Raw genomic sequence first — 24,851 nt, 5'->3', positions numbered from 1 at the left:
AAAGAATCTTTTAATATAAATAATGACAGTTAATTATGAAATTAAGATGAAATGATATTCTAAAAAAAATCATAAATATTCAGAGGATTTCATAAAGAGGAGTGAGGAAGACGTTATCGCTTTTGGCTATTTGGCACTTCGTTCACCAATACAATACATCTTTACTCGTTTAGCACTACCTACAAAGAATAAATACGAAATATATTATAAAATCTTAATGAGAATAAGACTTGATTTTTCAATTTATTAACGATTCAGTGACTATACATATTCTCTATTTTTTAATATTTATTGTTGAAAAGCATAACTTACTCGAAAAACTTTACTAATTAAGCTAGCTTTCAAGTAAAGAAGAGTATATTTTATTTTAACAGTACAGTTATACCCTATAGATTCTTAATATAAAAACAACAATCTCGAGTAGAATAGTAAAACAAAGGACAATGTTTTTAAATCTATAGTTAAGTATATATCAGCGTATTACATATGGGATTTAATATATTTATTGATAAAACTTAAAAGGAAAAAGTAGTTCGGAGTGTTCCTATATAAATAGTATTATTAGCTTTGTTATGTTCTGGATTAGTGATAACTAGTATACCTGGAGTGATTCCAATATTTTTAGTGAGTTGAAACCGGTAAAAAGCTTCTAGATGCAAAGATGTATCTTTATCTTCACGTAAATTAATTTCATTACTTGTGACTTTGGGTGGTATACCAAGAACAATTCCTGCTAAGTTACCTTCTTGAAAAAGGTCTGGAAAAGCTAAAGTAATAGCATAGTTCAATATAGTTGCATTGGCTCCTTCGTTAGCTCCTGAAATAGCTTCAGTTTGAACATAACCAACCCATCCACCGACTGCCATCTGAGGACTAATCTGAAAGCTTGCTTCAAAACCATAAGAATTAGCTATATTGTCTGCTCCATCAAAAGGATCGTTAGCGTATATGCTTCCAACTCCTACATTACTGAAACCGTTGAAAGAGCGCACATAAGTTAAACCTAAATTGATAGCTTCAACTGGTCGCAAGGTTAGCTGAGCGATCGCCCCATAAGAGCCGCCAGTTAGCCCGGAGTTAGGATTGCTAGCTTCGGTAGCAAGATAGCCTAGTGATAAACTAGCCGTGTTACTAAAATTATATGTTACGCCAACTCCTGCACCAAAACTACTTTGCCAGTAAATGGGGTTGCGGTTGCTGAAAGCAGAGATTGAACCATCTCCTGCACTTCCTAAAAAAGGATTTATTGTATCTACAAAATCACTTAAAACTCCACCGTATGGCTCAACCAAAACATTTAAGCGTTCTCCAATAGGAAATTGATAGGAAAGATAAAACAACCCAAAATCATTTTCGGTAGATCCACCAGTATCTTGCTCGTAAACCAGTCGTGCCATTTTGCTTCCAGTAACGTCAAGAAAATCTGGAAAATTATTGCCGTAAACTGAAACAATGAGTGCGTCTTGTCCAGTAAAACTAGTTTCAAGATTCAAAATTGCTCGTTGGCTAAACGAGAGGTTACTATCAACATCGCTAACTGAACTAGTTGAGACATTAGAAGGAATAGCTTTGTTATTTCTAGACGCTGTACTAAGAGCAAATATAACTTCTCCATTAAGCTTAGTTGTAGTAGAAAATTGATCTGCTTTCAATTCTGCTGTAGCTACTTCTAGTGCATCTACTCGATTCCCTAAAACAGTAAGTTCATCTGCAAAATCTTCTTGTAACTTTTGTAAAGTGGCTAGATCTTCTTCAGGAAATAGCTCGGCTTTTGCAGTTGCAATCTGTTTATTGACTCGTTTTAAACAAGTATCTAAACTAGCAGCAAACTCATATCTGTTTAATACGCGATCACCACGAAATAGATTATCTGAATACCCTGCAAGACAACTATACCGTTCGACTAATGTTCGCAAAGCTTGGAATGCCCAGTCACTTGGCTGTACGTCAGATAGTTGCGAGACTGAAGTGATGGGAGCTTTTTGAGCTACTAAATTCTCAGAAAAGCTATAAACTTTAGTATGGTAAATAGTGTCGGATTGAGCCATTAAAGTAGAAGCTTGTGCGACTTGTCCACCCAGATCGTTTGTTGCAAACGCAGGTAGAATTGGGGCAAGCGCTCCAATTACGCAAAATATCCCCAAGTTTATATAAGCTTTTTCCACTCTACTTTATGCCTCACTCCTAAAAATTAACTTTCAATTATTGCTATTGAGTAGCAAATTGAAAATTAAGACAAATAATCAACTAATAAGATAAATAATCAACTAAAGCTCTAAACTTTGATCTCTATGTACTGCCAGTCAAGTTTTAGCGATTAAAGGTAAATCTACCGTTCACTTTCTCGCCCTTAATCTCAGAGAGAACGACAACTTGATGTTCTCCAGATGTCTGCCCAGGGAGCAAAGCAGCGTAGTGTTTTCCTTCAGCATCATAACTAAGAGGAAGCTCCTTCTGACTTCCGTCAGGAAGTTGAACTTGAGCAGTTACATTTGCATCGGATATTGCTTGATGATCGTCACCTGTTTGCAGATAGAAATCGATGTGGGTACCATTATTTTCGGGTACAGCTTCAAATTCTAAGTGATAAGGACCTGACTCGACAACTTGGCGACCTGTATTGCTACTATTACTGCCTGTATTTACTGTTGCTTCTGGAGAGGTTGTAGAAGGGTTTTGGGCAGTTGTTGCAGTAGGAGATGATGCCGTACTAGTTGGAGAATTTGCTGTTTGCGTACCGTTGCTGCAAGCTCCCAGAAAGATAAATCCTAAACTACCTATAATAAGTAAACTTGACTTGAATAACTTCATTTACTTTTCTCCTTTTTAATAAGATTAAATTTGTTGGTGATGTGTTACACTTTGTGCGTTAAAGCCTTCAGTTTGAATTGTTTGCTTTATTTGCTTCGGAACCAAAAGTCTACTAAATTGAGAATACAAAGCCGGTAAAACTAGTAAAGTTAATGCAGTAGAAGTAAACAATCCGCCCAAGACAACAACAGCCAAAGGTTGTAAAATTTCTTTACCAGCCCCGCTACCTATAACAAGTGGAACCATACCTAAAGCTGAGGTAAAAGCAGTCATCAAAATTGCGGCTAAGCGCTCGGTTGACCCTTCAAGTAACACTTTTTTTATTTGCATTCCTTGTGCCAACTTAGCGTTGTAATTTTCTACTAGTAATAGCCCATTACGTGTCGCTACTCCAAAAAGAGTAATGAACCCTACCATTGATGCTACAGAGAGGATTCCACCACCCAGAGCAACGGAGAAAATGCCCCCAACTAAAGCTAGAGGTAAATTAACCATAATCATTAACATAGCTGGTATTGATTTGACAGCAAAGTACATAAGAACAGCTATGATAATAAGAGCAACCGTGCCAAAGACAAGTAAGTTTTGGCTGGCTCGCTGTTCGGATTCAAATTGACCACCGTACTGGATAAAGTAGCTCGACGGTAGTTGTACTTGTTGTTTGATGTTTGCTTGAATATCTTCAATAACCGAACCTAAATCTCGCCCAGCTACGTTGGCAGAAACAACGATTAAGCGCGAAACATTTTCTCGATTGATTGTATTTGGACCAGTGCCATAGTTAACTTGAGCTAATTGAGCGAGAGGAATTTTTTGCCCTTCGGGAGTATCTACAAGTAAGTTACGAATCGTATCTAGGTTGTTACGCGAATCGGCTTGCAGCCACACCAACAGATCGAACAGTTGTTGTTCTTGCAATACTTGAGAAACAACTTTACCATTCAAGGCGGTTTCAATCATTTCTGAAAGATTGCCAACAGTAAGACCATAGCGCGCAGCAGTAGCACGGTCAAATTGAATTTGTACTTGTTTAACAGGAACTTGCGGCTCTAACTGCAAATCGACAACACCTGCAATGTTGCTCATCGCTGTTTGCACTTCAGCGCCAATGCTACGTAATTCATCGAGTTCCGGACCAAAGATTTTGACTGCGATCGCACTTCTTACCCCAGATAATACCTCATCCATGCGGTGCGAAATAAAACCTCCAATACTCGGTGCAACTCCAGGTAATTTCGCAAATTCTGCTCTTACCTTCTCAACCGTCGTTTCCCGATCTTTCATTCCTTCGTCGCTGATTTCAATATCAACGTGTCCTAAGTTGACACCACCTGCATCAGCATCTCCTGGGGCGCGTCCAGCGCGTAACTGCACTGATTCAAATCGCGGGTCATCTTTAAGCGCATCTTGAATTGCTAAACCTGCTTGATTGGTAGCTTCTAAAGAAGTGCCAGGATAAAGCAACATGGCATTAACAAGCGATCGCTCCTGAAATTCTGGTAAAAATACCCGTCCCAAGGACGTTAAAATAATTAAAGAAGCAATAAACACCGCAACTGCGCTAACCAAAATAACACTAGGAAAATTTATCGAAAACTTCAAAAGTGGACGATACAATCTTTGGGAAAAGCGCGAAACCCAGGTGTCATCCTCCGGTAATTGCTGCTTAGTTAACAAAATGGCACACAAGGCTGGTGAAAGTGTCATTGCTACTAATGTAGAAGCAAAAATCGACACTAAATACGCCACACCCATCGGCGCAAAAATCCGACCTTCGACTCCTGTAAGAGTAAAAATTGGCGCAAATATCACGGCAATGATTACCGTAGAAAACAGTACGCTGACACGTACTTCTACTGAAGTGTCATAAACAACCTGAAACGGATGAACAGGAGTTCCTGCTAGTTGATTTTTCCGTAACCCTCGGTAAGCATTTTCCATATCTACAATTGAGTCATCTACCACTGAGCCAATTGCTACGACTAATCCTCCCAACGTCATTGTGTTGATGGCTTGACCAAACAAGTTGAGGATGATCATCCCGATCAGCACCGAGAGTGGAATAGCGCTAAGCGTGATCATGGCAGTGCGCCAATTCATCAAAAATAGCAGCAGGATAATGGAAACAATGATGATTCCATCTCGCAAAGAACTTTGAACGTTTTCAATCGCATCATCAATAAAATTTTGTTGCCGGAAAGTAACCGTAAACTTGACATCTGATGGTAAGCTGGTTTGAAGTTCTGCCATTGCGGCTTCAATTGCCTGCGTGACAGTTGGGGTATCAGCTTGGGGTTGTTTATTAATCATCACAACAACTGCCCGCTGACCGTTCAAACTACCATCACCGCGCTGCAAGGCGGCACCAATTTGCACGTCAGCCACATCACCTAACAAGACTGGCGTACCGTTGCGAGCAGTAACTACCGATCGCTGCAAGTCTTCGATTGTAGAAATTCGACCAATACCCCTAATTAATAATTCCTGGTCGGGACTGACGAGAAATCCTCCTGCGGCATTTGTATTCGCTGCTGCTGCCGCATCTGTAACGTCAGCTAAAGTGACATTAAAAGCTTTTAATTTAGCAGGGTCAACCAAAACTTGATACTGACGAACATCTCCGCCATACGCGATCACTTGAGAAATACCTGGAACTGCTAATAATCGATTTGTAATATCGCGATCAACTAATCGCCTTACTTCCATCAATGGTGTAGTTTCAGCAGTAAAAGCATACTGAAGGACTGTGCCAATGGGCGAGCTAATCGGAGAAATTTGGGGTGGTTCAATACCTTGCGGTAACTTACTCTGAGCTTGTTGCAATCGCTCAGTCACAAGCTGACGTGCTTGATAAATATCGGTTCCCCAGCTAAAAATGACTTTGACTACAGAGATGCCTACTGCGGAGGAAGAACGAACCGTTTCAACTCCAGGAGTACCATTGATTGCACTTTCGACGGGTAATGTAATTAAGGATTCAACTTCCTCAGGAGCTAGCCCTGGTGCTTCAGTCTGAATTTCAACCTGGGGTGGTGCAAAGTTAGGAAAAACATCCAACGGCATTTGTGTTAGGTTATAAATTCCCAACACCGTCACGATAATTGCTCCCAGCACAACCAGCCAACGTTGAACAATTGACCACTTGAGAATGGCATTGAGCATATTGATATTTCAGGAGTCAGAATATTTTTTAGTGCCGGATTCGAGTTGACTTACTTTAGGTGTCGGTTGGTGATTGTTATTTTCTACCCATATAGGAGCTTCGTAGATTTCAGGCTCATGGTGACTACTCTCCCCCGAAGCAACTTCTGATGAAGTAACGAAGCCATCATTTGGTACTCCTACATATGCTCCACTCAAATGGCGTTGGTTACGGCGATTAGACCACAGAGTACCTGCCACAAATGCTCCAGCCCCAATTGCAGTTCCTCCGATGGCTCCCACCACCCACCAAGGTAACGGAATACTGTTGCTAGTTGGCGTTGCGGGTATAGGTGCTTGCTGTTGTTCCCCTTCCTGAGTTGTACTACCACCACGTAAAGATTGCGCGTAAAGTTGCGGCGATCGCACAGTAACAATCAAATCTCCCTCGAATAGACCACTCTTGACCTCAACCAAATCTCCAAAGGTTTCACCTAGAGTAACTTCTGCCGCTATATAAGCATTGCCATTTTGCACGTAAACCAATTGTTTGCCATTTGCGTCTACCACTGCTGAACTCGGAATGGCGATTGTCTCTGCTGACGTTTGGTCAGTTAATACCTCTAATTCTGCAAACATCCCAGGTTTGAGTTGTCCATTCAGGTTATCTACTTCCGCCTGTACTGGCACTACCCGCGTTTCTCCTTCTACTACCGAGCCAATTCGCGTAATTCGTCCGCTGAAGGTGCGATTTGGGAGTGAAGCTACCTTAATGTTTACACGTTGACCTGTCTTAACTTGAGCTAAATCTTTTTCGTAGATATTTGCTGTGGCAAACACGCGATTATCATTAACTATCGTCATCAGCTTACCACCAGCATCTTGGAATGATTGACCGAGGCTAGCTTCTCGGTCAGTAACTGTACCAGATATGGGTGCAGTGACAGTTACTAATCCTCTAGCATCAGCACGAGTTCCCAGTTGTTGCAGCCGAGTTTGGTAATTAGCATTACTGAGGTTAATTCGAGATTGAGCTACCTCAACAGCTGATTGTGCGCGTTTGAGTTGTGCTTCTGCTTCTAGTACATCTCGGCGACTCGCAGCTTTAGTGAGTTCGGCTTGAGCTTGTGCCAGTTGAGTTTGTGATTCTAAGGCATTGCGACGCGGTAGTGCGCCTGCTGCTGCTAGTTCGCGATCGCGGTTATACTTTTCTTGTGCAAATGCCACTTGGCTGCGTGCTTGTGCGGTTTCATCTGTTGCGATCTGCAAATATCGTTGATAGTTCTGACGAGCTAGGCTTAAATCGGCTTGTGCCTGTTGTAGATCTGCCAGTCCTTCTGCTTGCTTTTCCTGCGACTCAACTCTTAATTGAACTAATTCAGGACTGGAAATAACCGCCACCGCTTGTCCTTTTCTTACACTGTCTCCAGGGTTAGCGAGTAATTTGACTACCGTGCTATTTAAAGGAGCCGTTACCTCAACTTGTTGATTCGGTAATGTTTCAATTTGACCTGTAGTTTTAATTCCTACAGCTATTGGCTGACGAGTCACTGGCTCAACTTTTATTCCTAGTCGTTTAGCAGTTGTGGCATCAACTTGAATTGCGTCAGCAGCCTGATTTGCTCCGCCTTGAAACTCATTTCCATGTCCGCCATGAGCTAAAACTTTGTTAGGAGTAGCTAAGATCAACAAACTGAACATTGCTCCAGCAACACAGCGGCTTGCTGTACATTGTTTGGCATGATGGGAGACGTACTGCATTGATGACAAATATCCTTAAGTACAACAGGAAATGCTAAGGCTGGAGTTTAACAATGTGCTTGATGCACTCGCATCTGTTTAAAGTTGCTGGCATGGCAAAATCAAGGTTAGCTTTTCTGACCAAACAGATCGTTGCCTTAAATTCTACTTTCTCATCTAAAAATGAAAATAGAATGAAATTTTTGACTATGGCGAGTGTAAAACAATTCTCGCCATAATTTCTACAACTTTTAAGTTAGGTGCGATACTTACTGTTTGTACCAAGCTTGTTGCCACTGCTTCATTTGAGCAATCTCCGCTTGCTGCGAATCAATAATTTCTTGAGCCAATTTCTTAATTTCCGGATGCTGGGATTTTGCTAAAGCATCTTGTGCCATCATCAAAGCACCCTCATGGTGGGCAATCATTGCATTCATAAACCGCAAGTCAAACTCAGCATCAGCAGGTCCTAAGTCTTCAAGCATCGTCATGCTTTGCTGTTGTTGTTCCGACATCGGTACCAGTGGTTTGCTCTCACTACCGTAAGCTACAAATTCTTGAGGAGCATTGGGATACCAGTCTTGTCGCCACTGCCGCAACAGCTCATTTTCCTCTCTACTTTGAGCTTGAATAATATTTTCTGCTAGTTTTCTAATTTCTGGGCGTTGCGATTTTTGTTGAGCTTCTTGAGCCATGGCGATCGCGCCGCGATGATGTAGTCGCATTGCGTCAATAAACCGCAAGTCATAATTGGCATCAGCAGGACCTAAGTCCATAGCCATGTTATGGTTCATGCTACTGTGATCCATGCCCTGCATACCACCTGTATCCGTCATGGTGTTTGGCGATGGTTGGTTCTGAGAAGTAGTTGAACCTGCGTCAGTTGCAGATGTATTAGGGACTTGGCTTTGAGTCGTGTTTGCACAAGATGCAAGTAATCCGCCTGTGGAGGCGATCGCTGCGAAGGTCAATGCTAATAACCCTGTTTTCAAAGAAATACTTTGTGTAAACTTCATACCTATATCATTGCTACTTAGAGGGGAGGCTTTTTCATTATGATCTCTCCAGTCAACTGGAGATTCAAATGTCTCCATGTATACTGGCTAACTTTTCTAGAATTTTCAACAGCACACAATCCCAGCTTGTCATTTAAAAATGAAATCAAGATGAAATTTTGAGATTTAGAGAACTCAAAAGTACTGATTTTTCATTACGAAGGCGTATCAACAATTTCTGCCACACTTGATTTGTTACTTCAAGTAGAATAGCTAGAAGTCAAATATATAATGTCAATACCGTATTTTTACTTACTTCTTGACTCTCCAGCTAAATAGAGTCTTTAAAATATTGACTGAGATAGCCTAATTACTCAAAACCGCTACAAAGTTGGCTATAAACAGGAGTCACATATGAAAATTCATCGTCGTCAATTTTTTACGCTCAGTGCTGCCACTGTAGGAGCAATTCTTGTTAGTCGTTGGGTAAATCAACGAAATCAAAATCCGCTGCAATCGGCGATTTCTACGGAACGTTACGCGAACGCGCTCCCACAACTGCACAAAAGTAAGGATGGTTTGCTTGAACTCGATCTGGACGCGAGTTATCGTCCGGTTCAATTAGGTAATCGACAAGCTTATCTTTTAAGCTACAACGGACAAGTTCCAGGTCCGCGACTGGAGGTCAAGCCAGGAGATACTATCCGCATTCACCTTACCAACAAACTTTCGCAACCTACAAACTTGCACTACCATGGATTGCACGTTACACCGCAGGGGAATGCTGACAACGTTTTCCTCAATATTCCATCACAAGAGCGCCTGACTTATGAATTTTTCCTGCCTCGTGACCATCCGGCAGGTACTTTCTGGTATCATCCCCACCTCCACGGCTCAGTGGCAGAGCAAGTGTTCGGCGGACTTGCAGGTCTTTTTATTGTACGCGGGGAACTAGATGAGATTCCAGAAATACAAGCAGCACAAGAAGAGTTCCTTGTTTTGCAGGATTTTGACCTTGACACCAATGGTCGCATCATTACCCCGAATCCTATGGCAATGATGATGGGACGTGAGGGACAACTCGTGACGGTAAACGGGCAAGTCAATCCTAGTCTAAAAATTGCTTCTGGTGGATTGCTACGCTTGCGCCTCCTTAATGCTTCCCCATCCCGCTTTTATCGATTAGCACTTGAAAATCATCCTCTCTATTTAATCGCCACAGATGGCGGTGCTCTAAGCGAGCCAGTCGAAGTCGCCGATTTACTGTTATCTCCTGGAGAACGGGCGGAAGTACTCGTCAAAGGCGATTCTCCTTCGGAAAGGCTTCGCCAACGCCAACCAGGACAATACCGCTTGCTTAATTTGCCTTATAACCGAGGCGGTATGAGCATGATGGGGCAAGGTATGAGTGAGATGATGGGGCGTGGAATGCGTCATGATATGGGAACTCAATCCCAAGCTCCACAACCTTTAGCAACTCTTACCTATCACGATTCCGTTACTTCTGTGCCACTACCGCAAAAGTTAATTAGTGTTGATTCTTTACCAAAGCCTGTACTCACCCGTCGAATTGAACTCTCAATGGCAATGGGAATGGGTAGAGGTATGACATTTCTCTTCAATGGTAAAGCTTACGATCCTAAGCGAATTGATACTGAAGTGCAATTGGGCACAACTGAGGAATGGGAATTAGTAAATGTTGACCCAGACCGCATGGATCACCCTTTTCATCTCCATATCAATCCATTTCAAGTCATTTCTCGCAATGGTCAACCTGAGCCTTATCAAGCTTGGAAAGATACAGTTCTAGTGCAGGGCGGTGAAACTGTCCGAATTCGCATTCCTTTCCGCGATTTTGCAGGTAAAACTGTGTACCACTGCCATATTCTCGACCACGAAGACTTGGGAATGATGGGGAATTTAGAGATTCGTAGTTGATTTTTCTGGCGATCGCCTTGCCTTACTGGCTTATTTTACCCAGATTGAGCCAAAGCTCAAGCTAACACCAACAGAACTTATACACCAAGATATTGATTGTATGCAGAGAAATGTAGCTCTTCTCTGCATATAAAGATGAAATTAGAATGAAATCCTTTTACCTAATTAGTAATAAATCACTTTTACTCCATTTGAAAGATGTATTACTCTTGTCAAGACTTTAATCTGAGTTTGTCTTTAGAGATTTAAATATACTATCAATAGCAGGTCTTGAAGTTTAGTCAATGTATGCAGAGATTGATATTGATTAAGCAATCAATACTTATCTTTACATACCAGTAAAAGCTTATTGAACTTTCTCTTAATCAATAAGTTTTATTTTCTCAATGCATACTAAAATCAATAAGACAAAAAATATGCACAAGCGTTGGACTGTAAAAATTACCTCTCAGCTAGCTCTAGCTTTAACACTAATAATTGGTACACTTGTTACTACAAGAATGCCTGTTAAATCAGACGCGCCTGCACCAAGAAATAGGCTAACAATATTAGAGATTCGTCTTCTACGAGATTTAATTGACGGTCATAATTTTGCAGTCCAAATGGCACAAGTTTGCGTACAGAAAGTCAGTCGTCCGCAACTAAAGTCTCTCTGCGAACAGGTAATTTCAACTCAGCAACAAGAGATACAAACTATGCGATCGTGGCTTTTTAATTGGTATGGCGTTAGCTATGCGCCGACAGCTAATAAATTTGCTACGAACGTAGTCAACGAACTTGCATCATTAAATGGCAGGCAATTTGAAATTGTCTTTATGAAGACATTAGCGTCACATCATTGGGGTGCTATCGAGTTTGCAGGAGAAATTATTGACCGTGCTTACCATCACCAATTTGTAGATCTTGCCGCAGATGTTGTTACTGCACAAGTAAGTGAGATTAATCAGCTACAAAATATGCTTCTGAATGTTTATGGTGTTGAATACAATGGTGCTGCTGCTGCTGGTTCGGCATCTGTTGATCCTGAACCTGGATTACTCGATCCAGGAGCACCTCGCCGATAATTGTATCTTTTAGCCTGGAGTTATGTTGCAAAAACGCTGTCGGGCTAGTGATGTATGCACTTTGAAGAGTTAAACACTATTTCAATGGAGTCTAACCGTCCCTATCCTTGGAAAGACTTCGCCTATGAGTGGCAGCGCTTTTTGCCCCAATATATTTCCGTTGCATCCGCTGATACTTCTGTTAATCGCTCATCTATTGAGATGTAGAAAACATAAGAACTAGGATTGAGTGTGGGTCATCAACCGTTTACGGGTAGAATTTTACACCCCAGAATTAGACAAGTGCTATTCCACCACTTCGATTAATATTTTACTCTAGTGATACTTTAGTTATTCCTTGACTATGACTTCAAGTACAAGTGCTAAAGCAATATACTCAAATAGTGGTACTATAGCAAACCTTAAGACTGCAACTGCTGTAACTAGCAATTAATAGGTAAGTAATTCATTTTTAACTTGCGTTAGTTTTTTTGTTTAGCCAGTTTATTAGAACACTTAATAATAACAGTAAGTAACAGTATTTACTTCGTAAAATCTCATTCCAGCAGAATGCCAATTGTGAAAACGAGATTGGGTAAACAGTATCATCAGAGGTGGGCAATGCTTGCCTCTGGTTTTCTTGCTTTAGCTAGCGGTATGCTAATGGGGCTAACTGTTGCCCCTGTTGAAGCATGGTTTTTAGCATGGATCGCATTAGTACCTTTATGGGTATTAGTAGCATCTCCCGCACAACGAAAAACTAAATTACTCTCAGCTACACTGTGGGGAATTGGCTATCACGGTGTTGCTTTGTCTTGGATTACTGGTGTTCACCCTATGATGTGGATGGGAGTACCGTGGCTTGCGAGTATTGCGATCGCACTATTTTGCTGGGCTGCTATTACACTTTGGGGTGCAGTCTTAGTAACAATTTGGGCAGTTTGTATGACTGTTCTGAGTCAAAGTGTAGGAACTTTCAGCCGCACTCTTGTTGGCGTTGCATTGTGGTGTGGTTTAGAAAGTTTATGGAGTTTAGGTCCTTTATATTGGACTTCACTTTCCTACACTCAGAGTCCTCATAACTTAGTTATTCTCCATCTAGGACAAATTTCCGGTTCTCTCACAGTCACAGCCGCAATTGTTGCAGTTAATGGCTTACTAGCTGAAGCATGGATGAAATATGAGGGGTCAGTGGTCAAGGATCAGAGGGCTGCAATAAAGGTCTTTGCCAGAAGCTGCATACTTTTTGTTATATTACATCTTATTGGGTTTAGTTTATATAGTCGCCCATTAATACAACCACCAGAGACTGCTTTAAGAGTAGGAATTATTCAAGGTAATATTCCCAATACAATCAAACTTTATCCTGAAGGATTGCGACGGGCGCTCGCCGATTACACTGAAGGATATATTACATTAGTCGAGCGAGGAGTTGAGGCAGTTCTGACACCCGAAGGGGCTTTACCTTTTATGTGGAGTGAGGTGCTGCGTACCTCTTTCTACTCTGCTGTACAAGAAAAAGGTGTCACCGCTTGGATTGGTACATTTGGCGAACAAGGACAAAGTTACACCAACAGCATATTTACTCTTACTGAAAAGGGCGAATTCAGTCGCTACGACAAAGTTAAATTAGTACCAATTGGTGAATATATTCCGTTTGAGCAAGTTTTAGGAGGATTAATTCAACGATTATCTCCATTAGAAGCCAAGCTAGTACCAGGTTTGCCAGATCAAGTATTTGACACACCTTTTGGACGTGCGATCACTGCAATTTGTTACAGTTCCGCGTTTCCTGAACAGTTACGTTATCAAGCTGCAGCAGGTGGACAATTTATCCTCAGCGCTGCGAATAACGCACATTACAGCCCTTCAATGCCAGCACAACACCATGCTCAAGATACCATGCGAGCAATAGAAACAGATCGTTGGGCAGTACGCGCAACAAACACAGGTTACTCAGGTATTATCGATCCGCACGGTAGAACATTGTGGATATCCGGCTTAAACACTTACGAGTTACACGCAGAAACAGTCTACCGACGTATTACGCAAACTTTATACGTCCGTTGGGGGGATTGGCTCACACCCTTACTACTAGGATTAGCCGTAATCTCTAAATCAATATCAAGTCTGGCTAAATAAATAGGTACATTGCAGGGAATCGATAATTGGTAACTGGGAATTGTGTTGCTGAGTTATTAGCTACTTTATATTACGAGCGATTGACCAGATTTAATATAAACTCTTTGTGTACTGTGTGCCTTTATAGTTATTCTTAGTTTAAAAACTTTTAAATATAACTAACTAAAACTTTTGGTTGTTTTATTTGTGGAACATGACCGCAATTTTTCAACCAAACAAGTTGAGAATCTGCGATTGCCTAATGAAACTTCGTTGTATCATTTATACCCAAAGTATCGTTGCGATCACCCCACAAAATGAACGTTGGTTGAGTAATTTTATGAGTCTTATCTGCTAAATTATTATAGCTGTTACTTTTCATAAAATCGAGCATTGCCTCATACCAATTAGGCATATCTAAGTGCAGTAAAGCACAACTTATCGCTTCTACAGAATCTAATTTACTAAGATAACTCCACTACGTTGCCAATACTCTACTGCTACATAATGAAAAGGCGGAAAGAAAAACTTACCAAGTGGAAAATCACCACTAAAGCCTACACTATTAATCAAAACTAACTTCTCTACCGCTTGCGGATAATTCAACGCAAAATCGATTGCCGTTGCACCTCCATCGAAGTACCAACCAATTAATGGCTGATTGATCAGCTTCCAAAAGCTATAATGATGGGCTTTAATTGAGTCCGGACTATAGATAATTTCTGTTATTCTTTCAGTAAAACCAAATCTGAGTCAATCAACCGCCCATGTTTGACCAAATTTGGCTAGTAATAGTAGAAAATAGCGAAATTCTAGAACTGAACTGTCAAATCCATGCAATAGTAAAATTAGTTTACCTGTACCTTGACACACATAAGCTGTAGTGATCGCCTATTTGCTTAGCGGAGTTCAAATCAACTTACGTTGAATACTTTTAGCTAAAGCAATTGCTGCATTTTCCTTAAGTAACTGTACTTGAGATGGTAGAAATGCGGGAAACATATTTTTAAACAACTTTGATTTTGCTAGCAGCTTGTGTAGTGCTTTTTCTCTTGCCTCCTCTACATTGTTACCCTTAGCTAAAGCTACTCCCATTTGTCGTCCAGGACGTGTATCTGGCTTGCCAAATAATCGCAATTTGATGTCTTTTTGTCTTTTTCTGCTAAAGCCTCCGTTGCACTAATATAGGGGACTCGTCAGCCTATTTATGAGCTAAAATAACTGCACTGGCTGAAGGTGCGAATAACTCAATTTGCGGTATGGGTAATCCTAAAACAGCCTACAGGTGTAATTCAAATTCATTCAGATTTTGTGAAATCAATATCACCATACCTATATCGTGAGGTAGATGTGAAAGTTTTGAAAATATAAATTCATTTTTAGTAACAAAAAACTCTACTCCAAAAAAATCCTGCACCACTCAAAACATCAGTAACTTTTTGAATGATCGCTTGTGCTTCTATTAATAATTTATTTGAAATGTTAGCGGATTACCAAGACTCCTGATAGTTTCCATTTTCTTGATGGATCCAATTGCAGAATAAAAAAATGTTGGTGCATTCCACTGCTTAATGGTTAAGAGAGTTATTTCAGTTTAAATTGAATAAATTCTTCAACGATAGTTTTTTGACTATCTCCTCTAGAATTATGAATAGCATAATTTCAAGCAGTTTTCACCTCATCAGAATATGAACAACAGATTGCCCTTTTCCTGATGAAGACATAATTGGTTTAATTACATTTGGAAAACTAATATTTTGAGAAGCCGTCACTATTTCCTCTAAACTCGCTGCATAAGCATATTTAGCAGTCCGGATTCCAGTTGAGTATGTGCTAGTTCGCGCATGTGCTTACGATTCATTGTAAAGTTAGTTGCTTTAGCCGTTGGTATAACAGTGATTCCGTGTTGTTCAAACTCAAGTAATTTTTCAGTTTAAATCATGCTCTTGCTATTTCAATCTTTATTTGGAGATTTTATATTCATTATTTAAAATTTTCTTTTCTTCTTGCTTTTACTAACATTGCTTACTATTGCATTTAGGTTCTTCGTAGAAAAATGAAGTTGCAACGAGTATCTCACGAGTTTAGTTTGTATCAGTTAGATTGTGTATAAAGCATATAAGAATGAAATTTAGATGAAATTCTTATATTTCTAAAGCAAGAAATTGCTCGCATACCATTAGAGAGACGCGATCGCCCGCGTTAACTTCTAACGTGAAATTGGAAAAGGCATACTACCGCCAAAGGCATACTACCGCCTTAGATTATGTTTCTCACTTTAGGAGTTAAACAATGACCACAACTCAATCTCACGATTCTTTGTTGGAAACTTGCATTCAAGCTTGTCTTGATTGTTTACGCGAGTGCGAAAACTGTGCTAATGCTTGCTTAGACAGCGATATGGTGCAGATGATGGCTGCATGTATCAAACGCTGCCGTGATTGTGCTGACACTTGCGACCTCTGTGCTCGTTTTATGGCTCGCAATTCAGATATTCACGGTCAGATGTGCAGCATCTGCGCCGAAGCCTGCGATCGCTGCGCTGCAGAGTGCGAGAAGCACGACCACGACCACTGCAAGCAATGTGCTGAATCTTGTCGTCGCTGTGCTGAATCCTGCCGCAAAATGGCAACTGCCATGGCAGCATAAATAGTATGCGGACTGACTATTGTACTGATATTATTGATAGAAACCTGCGCTCAGTACAGTAGTCAGTGAATTACTGGCGATCATTAATGGTTTGCGTCTGGCGCGAAAATCGGCATGAGTGTAGCCTACCATCTGCAAGATTCCAATACATTCTTTACAAGCTTTACAAGCATTGTTCGTGTGAATCTAGATTTAGTATGACCGATACTCCTTGAATACCTTAAATTCGCCGTTTTTCTTGAAGGAAATCACAGCAAATGGCTCTTTCTTGTTTCCTACTTCCATACCAGGTGTTCCTACAGGCATTTGGGGAACAGATAAGCCAGTTAACTGCGGCTTTTCTTTCAAGAGACGTTTAATATCGTCGGCTGGCACGTGTCCTTCAATCACATACCCGTCAATCAATGCTGTATGGCAGGATGTCAATTCCTTGGGTAAGTTGTACTTCTGCTTGATAGCTTCCATATCGATTGCTTTAATATCCTTGACTTGGAAGCCGTGCCTTTTCAAATGCTCCATCCATCCGCCACAGCAGCTACAGGAGGGGCTACGATACACGGTAATGTTTAATATTCCTGAATAGGACTCAGTTTCTCTATGCCAAACGCTCTCACTTGCAATTACAGGTGAAGACAGCGATGAGATAAAAACTGATAACAGAACAATGGCATTTACTAATTGCATTCGTTTATTTCCTACAGGTAGAACAATTGCTGTTTGATCGTAAATGCTTGTTGCGTCAAAAAATGTCAAATACAGTATTTGGTTGCGAACTTGTAAAATCTTACTGTTAACGAGTAACAAACCACGTTGAACCAACGTTTGCGATCTTTCTCTACGATTGTCTCAGTCATTTATGCCTAGTATAAAAAAGTTGGCGTTGGACGAACCAAACAATTAGGGGCGGTATTAGTAACCACTGAAATAGTGGTAACAGTCCTGTACCCAACAATGGAAGCTTTGGCATAAGAGCAGCATATTCCCACAGATTAAGTGGTCCAGTAGCCAAAGCTTCAAAACTAATCGTGATTGCAACGCCTACCAGAACAAAGACACTTATCTGCAACCTACTTGACTGATTCACCCATTGGCGAGACTTTGATATTACTGCAACCATCCAGAAAGCAGTGGTTGAAATTCCAACATCTCCTATAGTTGCAAGAGTACAATTCCTGATTATATCTGAGCAAGAAAAATCTAATGGAATCTGAAAAAACGGCATTTGCTGAATCTCCCAAACGAAATTCAGCAGAAAGGAGAATATAGCGACATTCCATTCAGGTAATTTTACCCAAAGAAAAGCACGACCGATGCTTGAAGAATAATTTGACATACGACGACTAGGTTTCATTGCAGTTATCGTTTTTATATATAGATATTAGGTTGTGCGAAGTGTTCCTTTGGTTGTTGTGAGTGGCAAGTGAATAACGAAGGTACTACCACTGCCCAACTTACTCTGCACTTGAATGCTACCTTTGTGTACCCAAGTGCTCGCCTTTCCCTAATAAGATGCGGTGCTGGGGCATTTAGGAAAGAATTAGGTTGTGCTGTCTCTATGATGAGTTGTAAGCAACTAGTAGAATCCTTCATCAGAATTTAAGACAATTCAAGTAGTAGTCTAAGAAGGAGATTGCTATGAATAGCTCATCAAAGAAGCCTTCATACACGGGAAAGAATGTTTTCATCGGGATTGATGTACATAAACGAACCTACTCAATAGTGAGTGTAGTAGACTCAATAGTGAGTGTAGTAGAAGGAATCGTAGTAAAGAAATGGCAGACTACGGCTATACCCGACCAACTGGCAAGACAACTCAAGAGTTATTTCCCAGAAGCTAACCTGTATAGTGTTTATGAAGCAGGATTTTCAGGATTTGTCTTACATCGGAAACTGGAAGAAGCTGGTATTAAAAACTTGGTAGTCAATGCAGCTAGTATAGAAACTACCGTCCATAACCGAGTGAAGACGGATAAGCGAGATGCTCTAAAATTAGCTAGTTTACTAGAGGCGGGACGCCTAAAAGGAATCAGAGTTCCGAGCGAGAAAGAAGAAACTCAAAGACTGCTTAGCCGTACCCGACAACAACTAATCAAGGAGCGGACAGCGCTCAAAAATCAAATTCGGATGAAGTGTCATCAAATGGGATTGATTGCAGCAGATGACCGCCGTAAAATGAGCCACAAGTTAGTGCAGGAATTGCTCAAATGCTGTCCTTCGTTAGAATTGAGCTTAGCAATTGAAACTGATTGGCAAGTGTGGTAAGCTATCGAAGCCCAGATTAAAAAGCTAGACAAGGAATTGGAGCGGCAGGCATACTCAGATCCCAACGAGAAAATTTACCGTTCTGCTCCAGGGATAGGTCCTCTCGGAGCGAGAATCCTATCCAATGAGTTAGGAGATATGAGCCAATTTCACAACGAGCGGCAATTATTTAGCTATACGGGGTTGACTCCTTGCGAGCAGTCGAGTGGGGACAACATCCGAAGGGGTTGCATCACGCGACAGGGAAACAGTCGGGTTCGATGGGTTTTATGTGAAGCGGCTTGGAGAGCCATTAGACAAGATCGGGATTTGAGAGAATACTTCGAGCGACTCTTTCCCCGAACGGGGAAGAAGAAAGCAATTGTTGCTGTCAGCCGTAAATTAATCGGTCGTATTCGTTCAGCTTTCCGTCAGGGTAAACCCTATCGCATGACTCCTATTACCTCATCTTCAGCAGAGAATAGCTGACAAAAGTTTCCAGAAGAGATTTTTGAGATTGTTCAACCGCTCGCTTTCCCTGTAACCCCGTAGATTTTTGCTGTGAGTAGCTTAACTAACCACGTTGTGTTGTTTGCGGTGCAGGGCTTTGAGAACGAATGAGAAAAGTGTGGCACAGCTACGGTAGTGACCACGAATGACTGCTTGTTGCCATTCTCAATTCATCTTTCCACACTGATTAACCACATTAATTAATGCTTGGAGAATCTCAATACTGAAATTTTCCTCCACCCCTTGACAACTCATCATGACTGCAAAAAGTTTTTGAGAACGGTCTCTTCGGATGAAGCAGTTGGATTTAGACAGCGACTCCAAAGATTTGAGCGATAAATTTCACTTGACCTAAAATGTCTCCCTTGGACACTCCTACGAGCTGACCTTTTCTAATAGAGTTCATAGTTTCGTAACCAATTAGCGTTCTTCTGGCGGTGTGAAATGATTTGAAGCCAAGACCTGGATTAACTAATTTCTTGATAAACCTATGGTCTTGTTCAACTAGATTATTTAGATATTTGTTTTGTCGTAAGTCACAAGCTTGAGGTAGTTTCGCTCCGCTCCTGCTTTCAACTCTTTAATAGCAATAGGATAAGCTGCATTTTTATCGACGTTGATTACTCGTGGCGAGTGCGTGTGAGCCGATGAAAGTACTTTGCGAAAAAACCGTTTTGCTGCACGTCTATCTCTTTTAGCACTCAACATAAAATCAATTGTATTGCCAGCTGAATCGACTGCCCGATACAAATATTTCCACTTACCTTTGACCTTAACGTAGGTTTCATCCACTTGCCACGAATCATTAGTAGAACACAGATGTGGACGAGTGCGTTTTTCGAGTCCTGGAGCCATAAGTCTGCACCCATCGGTATACCTTTGAATGGTCAACGCTTAACCCCCTCTCCTACATCATTTGTTCCAGGTGGCGGTATGAAAGCGGATACTGAAGATACCAACGTACAGGAGAATAGTTTCGGGTTGATAGTGCCGCCACTTGAACGGTTGCTTTGGATTCATGACCGTAGGCAGAAGGATTTCCTCTCATTAAATCATTTCAGCCTACCATTTTTTGCAACAGAGCCGGAAGGATTCACCCAACGTACTACCAGCTTGGAGCCAGGTCAGGTCAGTTTTCTTGTCGCAATCCACCTTTGCAGACCATTCCTCGTGATGCGGCTGCCCGAACCTGCTTTGTAGCTGCACCAGGTTATCAAATAGTGCGAGCCGACTATTCTCAAATTGAGCTGCGAATTGTTGCCCGATTAAGTGGCGATGCCCGGATGCAACGAGCATACCGCAAAGGTGAGGATCTGCATCGGCTGACAGCAGCTCTGGTGACGGGGAAAGCGATCGCGGATGTGAGCGAGGAAGATCGACGGCTTGCCAAAGCCATCAATTTTGGGCTGATTTACGGCATGGGTGCCGCCAAACTTCAGAGCTATGCTGAGACAAAGTATGGAGTCACTCTGTCTCTAGAGCAGGCAAAAGCATTCCGAAAACGCTTCTTTGAAGCCTACGCCGGAGTGGCAGAGTGGCATGAGACGATCAAGCGTAGTTACTCCGAGGAATAAAGGAGAGCCGTACCCTAGCTGGACGTCGGCGCAGGTGGGCGGATAAACCCAGGCTAGCGGAGTTGCTGAACCATCCCGTCCAGGGATTGAATGCTGATATCACAAAGTTAGCGTTAGTGAAACTTAACAAAGTACTGGCAGAGACAGGAGCAAAGCTGATTTGCACAGTTCATGATGAGATCCTGCTGGAGTGTCCTGTTGCTGAGGCGAAGCACATCAGTTATCTCTTACATCGCGGCATGGTTGCAGCAGCTCGGAAGTTTCTGCATCCGATCTTGGTAGTCGTAGACATCAAAGTTTCAGCTAGTTGGGGTGGTGATGAGGCTTAGGGAATAGTTCTGCCTTTATGACGAGTTAAGTTTTCCCTAAGCAAAAGCAGTACGGGTGAATCTAGACTTAGGGAATAAAAACAAGCTAAAGATCCCTAAGTATTCCCTAAGCAATTTTTGCGGGATCAGGGGTGGGAGATGCCAAAGCGGAGCAAAGCAGCGCGATTGATTCAGGAACTCCAAGATTGGAGTGATGAAAAGTTAGGGGATCTGGCTGAAATGATTCAGGGGCTATTGGAGTCACGGCAACAGGAGGCAGAGGAGAAGAACCAGGAGACTCGTGAGGATGGCACACCGCTGGGGAAGCACGGAGGGCGAGGGCATATTGAGCTGAAGATGATTCCAGATTCTAAGACAGGTAAGACTTATGGACCTTACCGCTATCTGCGCTACTGGGGAGTAACGAAGAAGGGGACGATGGGATTGAAGAGCGTATATTTAGGCAAATTTAGCGAAAAAGGGGAAGAATGATTGGCTTCCCCAATGTATTAAGACGAGAAGTATTTTCCGGTATTACTGCCCGTACCAGTCCTTCCGCCACTGCACCATCTGATCAATTTCTTGCTGCTGACTATCGATGATGCTTTGAGCCAATTCTTTGACTTCAGGGCGATCGCTCTTCTCTAACGCTTCCTGTGCCATTGCAACTGCCCCCTCATGATGAGGAATCATGGCATTCATAAATCGCAAATCAAACTCTTCGTCCGCTTCTCCGAGATCCATCTGCATCGCCATGCTCTGTTGATGCGATGCGGTCATGGGCATCATCGATTGACTGGCTGCATCATACATTACTGGCTCTGCACTGGCGTTCGGATACCATGCTTGCCGCCATGCTCGTAACAACTCATTTTCTTCGGACTTTGCGATTCAATAATGTTTGCGGCAAGCTGCTGAATTTCTGAGCGGCTCGTTTTTTGCTGAGCTTCTTCCGCCATCTGAATTGCGCCTCGATGATGAAGAATTATGGCATCAATGAAGCGCAGATCAAAGTTTTCATCGGCAGGTCCCAAATCCATGTTCATCATGGAGCCATGATCCATCTGAGCCATCGTGGAGCTGCTAGGACGACTTTCAGCAGCTTGTTCGGAGGCTGTACCACTACAAGCAGCTAGGCTAAATGACACTAAAGGCACGATTCCGACCAACAGAAATGAGGCGAGTGTTTTTCTCATCAACATAACCACCTAATCAAGCCTCCAGGTTTTTGGGTCAAAGATTAACTTCTTACGAACGTTAATGATGACAAACAAAAATAAAATCAGGATGAAATCTTAGCTGGTAAGCAGCAATACAAGCAAAGACGAGTTTGTGCTAAATGCACTAAAAAATAAAATCAACATGAAATCCCTACCGTCCAAAGGTCGGAAATTATAGAAAATATCTTTACCTCAAAAGCTGGATGTACCATATCTACACAACTTCCTACCGTACTCCTATGAGAAGAAGTTTTATCGTTTCTAGGAGAATCTAACAATGCCACATCAGCAGTATAAAACCAGTATTGATGCTGCCATTCACTGTGCTTACGAGTGTGAACACTGCGCTGATGCCTGTATGGGCAGCATGGCAGAATGCGCTCGTCTCTGCCGCGATTGTGCCCAAATGTGTTGGACGATCGCTGGCTACATGAGTCGCGGATCTCAATTCATCCCTCAGGTTGTTCGAGCTTGTATCGATATCTGCGAAGCCTGCGCCAGTGAATGCGAAAAACACGATAACGAACACTGCCAAAGCTGTGCCAAGGCTTGTCGATCGGCTGTTGAGGAGTACCGTAAGGTGGTTAGTGTTGCCACATCGCGTTAATTCGACCGAAATTTACAGTTTAAGTATCAGGAGGTTGGCAAGCCTGCTTGATAAGCTTGCCAATTCCCTCTACAACTTCTGCGCTTATGTAAGTCGGCTATAGAAGTGACGGGAGGATTTGAGCGAAAGCACTATTTTGAAATAGTAGAGAAGCAATATGAACCAACAGAAACACATGTCAGGAATGGGCTGGAACCGATTCGCGGCGATGATCGCGACCTCAACGTTCATCATGTTCTTCTTGATGTATCAGCTCATATACACACTTGATCACGCAACGTTTAGTGTAAATCGACTGGTCGCCTCATTGGTGATGGGGTGCGTGATGACCGTTGTGATGCTTTCCTTTATGTGGTCGATGTATCGAGGAGTAGGAACCAAGATCGCAGTTCTCGGTTTAGCTACCGCGCTCGGCGTGATTCTGCTCTCCGTGAATAGAACCCAAGCGCTGATCGGAGATGTCAACTTCATGAAGGCGATGATTCCCCACCATTCGATTGCCATTAACAATGCGCGGAAGGCAAGCATTAGCGATCCGCGCGTTCGTGAGCTTGCGGATGAGATAATTGCGTCGCAGGTCCGTGAAATAGCTGAGATGCAGTTGCTCCTCGATGATATTGCGGAGAACGGAGAACGAGGGGAGGTCGAGCTTCCCGCTCGTTCGCTTGAGATAACCCCCGAGATGGAGCGCCAGATTAGAGAAGCAGTGCAGTAAATAGGCAGGTTTTCGTTGTGAATGCCTAGCGCGTATCGTCAATTGAGCCAGATGGCAGAAGCAGCCAAGTAAATTACTCGTAGCTTTAGTTTCGTCACTTTAAAGTAAAAAATTCTTATAATCCTGGGAAAGGAAAAAGTTGAAGCATGGACTGGCTAGTACTCGCAGGTGGTGTTGGACTGATACTCCTGGCTCTTACAGACCTTTTCTTAACCGTATTGTATCCCCGCAGTGGTAGGGGAGTGTTGAGCACGCTACTCAATCAGGGAATATGGCAACTATTTCGACAAGCTTCATACGGTCCCTGGGTCGATCGCGATCGCCTGCTCTCCTACTGTGGTCCTACCCTACTAGTAGTAATTGTCATTGTATGGACAACCTTATTGATCGGCGGATTTGCCTTCATCGTTTGGACTGCCCTAGGTTCTGGTATCCAGGCTAGCCAGGGATCAACGCCAACAGATTTTGCTACAGCACTTTATTACAGCGGCTACACCTTTACCACTCTAGGTACGGGCGACCTTGTGCCAAAAACAGGAACCTATCGGCTACTCATGATATTAGAAGCAGCCCTTGGTTTTTCGACCTTTACCCTAACGCTCACCTACTTCCTGTCAGTCTATAGTGCCTTAACGCGACGCAATACTTTTGCCTTAAGCTTACATCACCGTACTGCCAGTCAAGCAAATGCTGCCGAGTTCCTGGCGCGGCTGGGAGCGAATGGAGATTTCAATGGTGCCCGTCAGGAAGTTGCTGATATGGGCAGAAACCTGTTGGAGTTGCTAGAGTCTCACCACTCGTACCCGGTTTTACACTATTTTCGCTTTCAGGAAAGCTACTACTCACTAGCGCGGATTGCACTAATCACAGTGGATACAGCCACATTAATCAAAAGTGCGCTTAATCAAGAAAAATATCGTGCGTTAGTAGACTCTACTGGAGTTACCGAGTTAGAAGATGGTGGTTTGGATGCCCTGCTTCAATTGTCCGATTCATTCCTTCCAGATGGACATTCAGCCCACCAGAATAAATCGGAGAAAGAGTGGCGCGAGTGGTATTTCCGTGCTGTAGAGCGGCTGCAAGCTGCGAACATAGAAACAACACCTGATTTAGAAACGGGCGCAGATTTATACATTGCTTTGCGCCAAAAGTGGAATCCTTATGTTGTTGGCTTTGCTGAGTACATGGCATACAGGTGGAGTGAGATCGCTCCAGTTGAGAGAGAGTAAGTCTCTTGC

General features: G+C 42.3%; 20 protein-coding genes and 3 pseudogenes. 12 read left to right on the top strand and 11 right to left on the bottom strand.

All coding sequences use genetic code 11. The features are described 5' to 3' along the window. Nucleotides 1–515 precede the first annotated feature (515 nt). The 5 genes from GLO7428_RS24840 to GLO7428_RS24820 form a co-directional block, all read right to left on the bottom strand. Nucleotides 516–2,165, bottom strand: coding sequence for an iron uptake porin (locus GLO7428_RS24840; protein ID WP_015328551.1), 1,650 nt, complete (start codon nt 2,163–2,165; stop codon nt 516–518). Between the two features lie 145 nt (nt 2,166–2,310). Next, nucleotides 2,311–2,811 carry a hypothetical protein gene (locus tag GLO7428_RS24835; protein ID WP_015328550.1) on the bottom strand — a complete coding sequence of 167 codons (501 nt, stop codon included), beginning with the start codon at nt 2,809–2,811 and terminating at the stop codon, nt 2,311–2,313. Between the two features lie 24 nt (nt 2,812–2,835). Then, nucleotides 2,836–5,973, bottom strand: a complete 3,138-nt coding sequence (locus GLO7428_RS24830) for a CusA/CzcA family heavy metal efflux RND transporter (RefSeq protein WP_015328549.1) — start codon at nt 5,971–5,973, stop codon at nt 2,836–2,838. 9 nt (nt 5,974–5,982) lie between these two features. Further along, nucleotides 5,983–7,713, bottom strand: a complete 1,731-nt coding sequence (locus GLO7428_RS24825; protein WP_015328548.1) for an efflux RND transporter periplasmic adaptor subunit — start codon at nt 7,711–7,713, stop codon at nt 5,983–5,985. A 248-nt stretch (nt 7,714–7,961) separates the two neighbouring features. Continuing rightward, the gene (locus GLO7428_RS24820; protein WP_041919568.1) at nt 7,962–8,708 is read right to left on the bottom strand and encodes a DUF305 domain-containing protein; all 747 of its coding nucleotides are present in this window, start codon (nt 8,706–8,708) and stop codon (nt 7,962–7,964) included. 393 nt (nt 8,709–9,101) lie between these two features. On the opposite strand from GLO7428_RS24820, the gene GLO7428_RS24815 reads away from it, so the two are divergent. The 3 genes from GLO7428_RS24815 to lnt all read left to right on the top strand — a co-directional run bounded on the left by GLO7428_RS24815 (nt 9,102) and on the right by lnt (nt 13,810). Then, on the top strand, nt 9,102–10,625 hold the full coding sequence (locus GLO7428_RS24815; protein WP_015328546.1) for a multicopper oxidase family protein: 1,524 nt from the start codon (nt 9,102–9,104) through the stop codon (nt 10,623–10,625). 500 nt (nt 10,626–11,125) lie between these two features. Next, the gene (locus tag GLO7428_RS27105) at nt 11,126–11,689 is read left to right on the top strand and encodes a DUF305 domain-containing protein (protein WP_071882466.1); all 564 of its coding nucleotides are present in this window, start codon (nt 11,126–11,128) and stop codon (nt 11,687–11,689) included. A 600-nt stretch (nt 11,690–12,289) separates the two neighbouring features. Continuing rightward, on the top strand, nt 12,290–13,810 hold the full coding sequence (gene lnt / locus GLO7428_RS24805) for an apolipoprotein N-acyltransferase (protein WP_015328543.1): 1,521 nt from the start codon (nt 12,290–12,292) through the stop codon (nt 13,808–13,810). A 435-nt stretch (nt 13,811–14,245) separates the two neighbouring features. Here the strand turns inward: lnt and GLO7428_RS29860 are convergent, their stop codons facing one another. Beyond that, on the bottom strand, nt 14,246–14,395 hold the full coding sequence (locus tag GLO7428_RS29860; protein ID WP_210404514.1) for a hypothetical protein: 150 nt from the start codon (nt 14,393–14,395) through the stop codon (nt 14,246–14,248). A gap of 400 nt (nt 14,396–14,795) precedes the next feature. Next, nucleotides 14,796–15,722 (bottom strand): annotated as a pseudogene (gene purT, locus GLO7428_RS27545) (formate-dependent phosphoribosylglycinamide formyltransferase); the annotation flags it as partial. A 359-nt stretch (nt 15,723–16,081) separates the two neighbouring features. On the opposite strand from purT, the gene GLO7428_RS27095 reads away from it, so the two are divergent. Beyond that, nucleotides 16,082–16,438 (top strand): four-helix bundle copper-binding protein, encoded by a 357-nt coding sequence (locus GLO7428_RS27095; protein WP_015328542.1) that lies wholly within the window; start codon nt 16,082–16,084, stop codon nt 16,436–16,438. A 192-nt stretch (nt 16,439–16,630) separates the two neighbouring features. Here the strand turns inward: GLO7428_RS27095 and GLO7428_RS24785 are convergent, their stop codons facing one another. Beyond that, nucleotides 16,631–17,122 carry a DUF411 domain-containing protein gene (locus GLO7428_RS24785; RefSeq protein WP_015328541.1) on the bottom strand — a complete coding sequence of 164 codons (492 nt, stop codon included), beginning with the start codon at nt 17,120–17,122 and terminating at the stop codon, nt 16,631–16,633. Between the two features lie 166 nt (nt 17,123–17,288). Then, the gene (locus GLO7428_RS24780) at nt 17,289–17,789 is read right to left on the bottom strand and encodes a hypothetical protein (protein ID WP_015328540.1); all 501 of its coding nucleotides are present in this window, start codon (nt 17,787–17,789) and stop codon (nt 17,289–17,291) included. Between the two features lie 284 nt (nt 17,790–18,073). On the opposite strand from GLO7428_RS24780, the gene GLO7428_RS29290 reads away from it, so the two are divergent. Both GLO7428_RS29290 and GLO7428_RS29285 read left to right on the top strand, forming a co-directional pair. Then, nucleotides 18,074–18,700, top strand: a complete 627-nt coding sequence (locus GLO7428_RS29290; RefSeq protein ID WP_210404511.1) for a transposase — start codon at nt 18,074–18,076, stop codon at nt 18,698–18,700. Between the two features lie 36 nt (nt 18,701–18,736). Continuing rightward, nucleotides 18,737–19,168 (top strand): transposase, encoded by a 432-nt coding sequence (locus GLO7428_RS29285; RefSeq protein WP_210404510.1) that lies wholly within the window; start codon nt 18,737–18,739, stop codon nt 19,166–19,168. Nucleotides 19,169–19,496: 328 nt separating this feature from the next. On the opposite strand, the pseudogene GLO7428_RS24770 reads toward GLO7428_RS29285, so the two are convergent. Beyond that, nucleotides 19,497–20,209 (bottom strand): annotated as a pseudogene (locus tag GLO7428_RS24770) (IS6 family transposase). A gap of 26 nt (nt 20,210–20,235) precedes the next feature. On the opposite strand from GLO7428_RS24770, the gene GLO7428_RS29565 reads away from it, so the two are divergent. From GLO7428_RS29565 to GLO7428_RS24760, 3 genes are all read left to right on the top strand, one after another. Then, nucleotides 20,236–20,763, top strand: a complete 528-nt coding sequence (locus GLO7428_RS29565; RefSeq protein ID WP_210404525.1) for a DNA polymerase — start codon at nt 20,236–20,238, stop codon at nt 20,761–20,763. Nucleotides 20,764–20,825: 62 nt separating this feature from the next. Then, a complete protein-coding gene (locus tag GLO7428_RS29560; protein ID WP_255348408.1) occupies nt 20,826–21,092 on the top strand; it encodes a DNA polymerase in 267 nt (88 codons plus the stop codon). Between the two features lie 165 nt (nt 21,093–21,257). Further along, nucleotides 21,258–21,563 carry a hypothetical protein gene (locus tag GLO7428_RS24760; RefSeq protein WP_231295688.1) on the top strand — a complete coding sequence of 102 codons (306 nt, stop codon included), beginning with the start codon at nt 21,258–21,260 and terminating at the stop codon, nt 21,561–21,563. Nucleotides 21,564–21,605: 42 nt separating this feature from the next. On the opposite strand, the pseudogene GLO7428_RS24755 reads toward GLO7428_RS24760, so the two are convergent. Next, nucleotides 21,606–22,267: pseudogene (locus GLO7428_RS24755) on the bottom strand (DUF305 domain-containing protein). Between the two features lie 301 nt (nt 22,268–22,568). Here GLO7428_RS24755 and GLO7428_RS27090 point away from each other — a divergent pair. The 3 genes from GLO7428_RS27090 (at nt 22,569) to GLO7428_RS24745 (ending at nt 24,842) form a co-directional block, all read left to right on the top strand. Continuing rightward, nucleotides 22,569–22,898 carry a four-helix bundle copper-binding protein gene (locus GLO7428_RS27090; RefSeq protein ID WP_015328538.1) on the top strand — a complete coding sequence of 110 codons (330 nt, stop codon included), beginning with the start codon at nt 22,569–22,571 and terminating at the stop codon, nt 22,896–22,898. 157 nt (nt 22,899–23,055) lie between these two features. Next, nucleotides 23,056–23,613, top strand: a complete 558-nt coding sequence (locus tag GLO7428_RS24750; protein ID WP_015328537.1) for a DUF305 domain-containing protein — start codon at nt 23,056–23,058, stop codon at nt 23,611–23,613. 146 nt (nt 23,614–23,759) lie between these two features. Beyond that, the gene (locus tag GLO7428_RS24745; RefSeq protein ID WP_015328536.1) at nt 23,760–24,842 is read left to right on the top strand and encodes a potassium channel family protein; all 1,083 of its coding nucleotides are present in this window, start codon (nt 23,760–23,762) and stop codon (nt 24,840–24,842) included. Nucleotides 24,843–24,851 lie beyond the last annotated feature (9 nt).

It is taken from the genome of Gloeocapsa sp. PCC 7428, assembly GCF_000317555.1.
GTDB lineage: Bacteria > Cyanobacteriota > Cyanobacteriia > Cyanobacteriales > Chroococcidiopsidaceae > Chroogloeocystis.
Note: the sequence above shows the minus strand (reverse complement) of the source record. Positions and strands in the feature narration are given on the sequence as shown.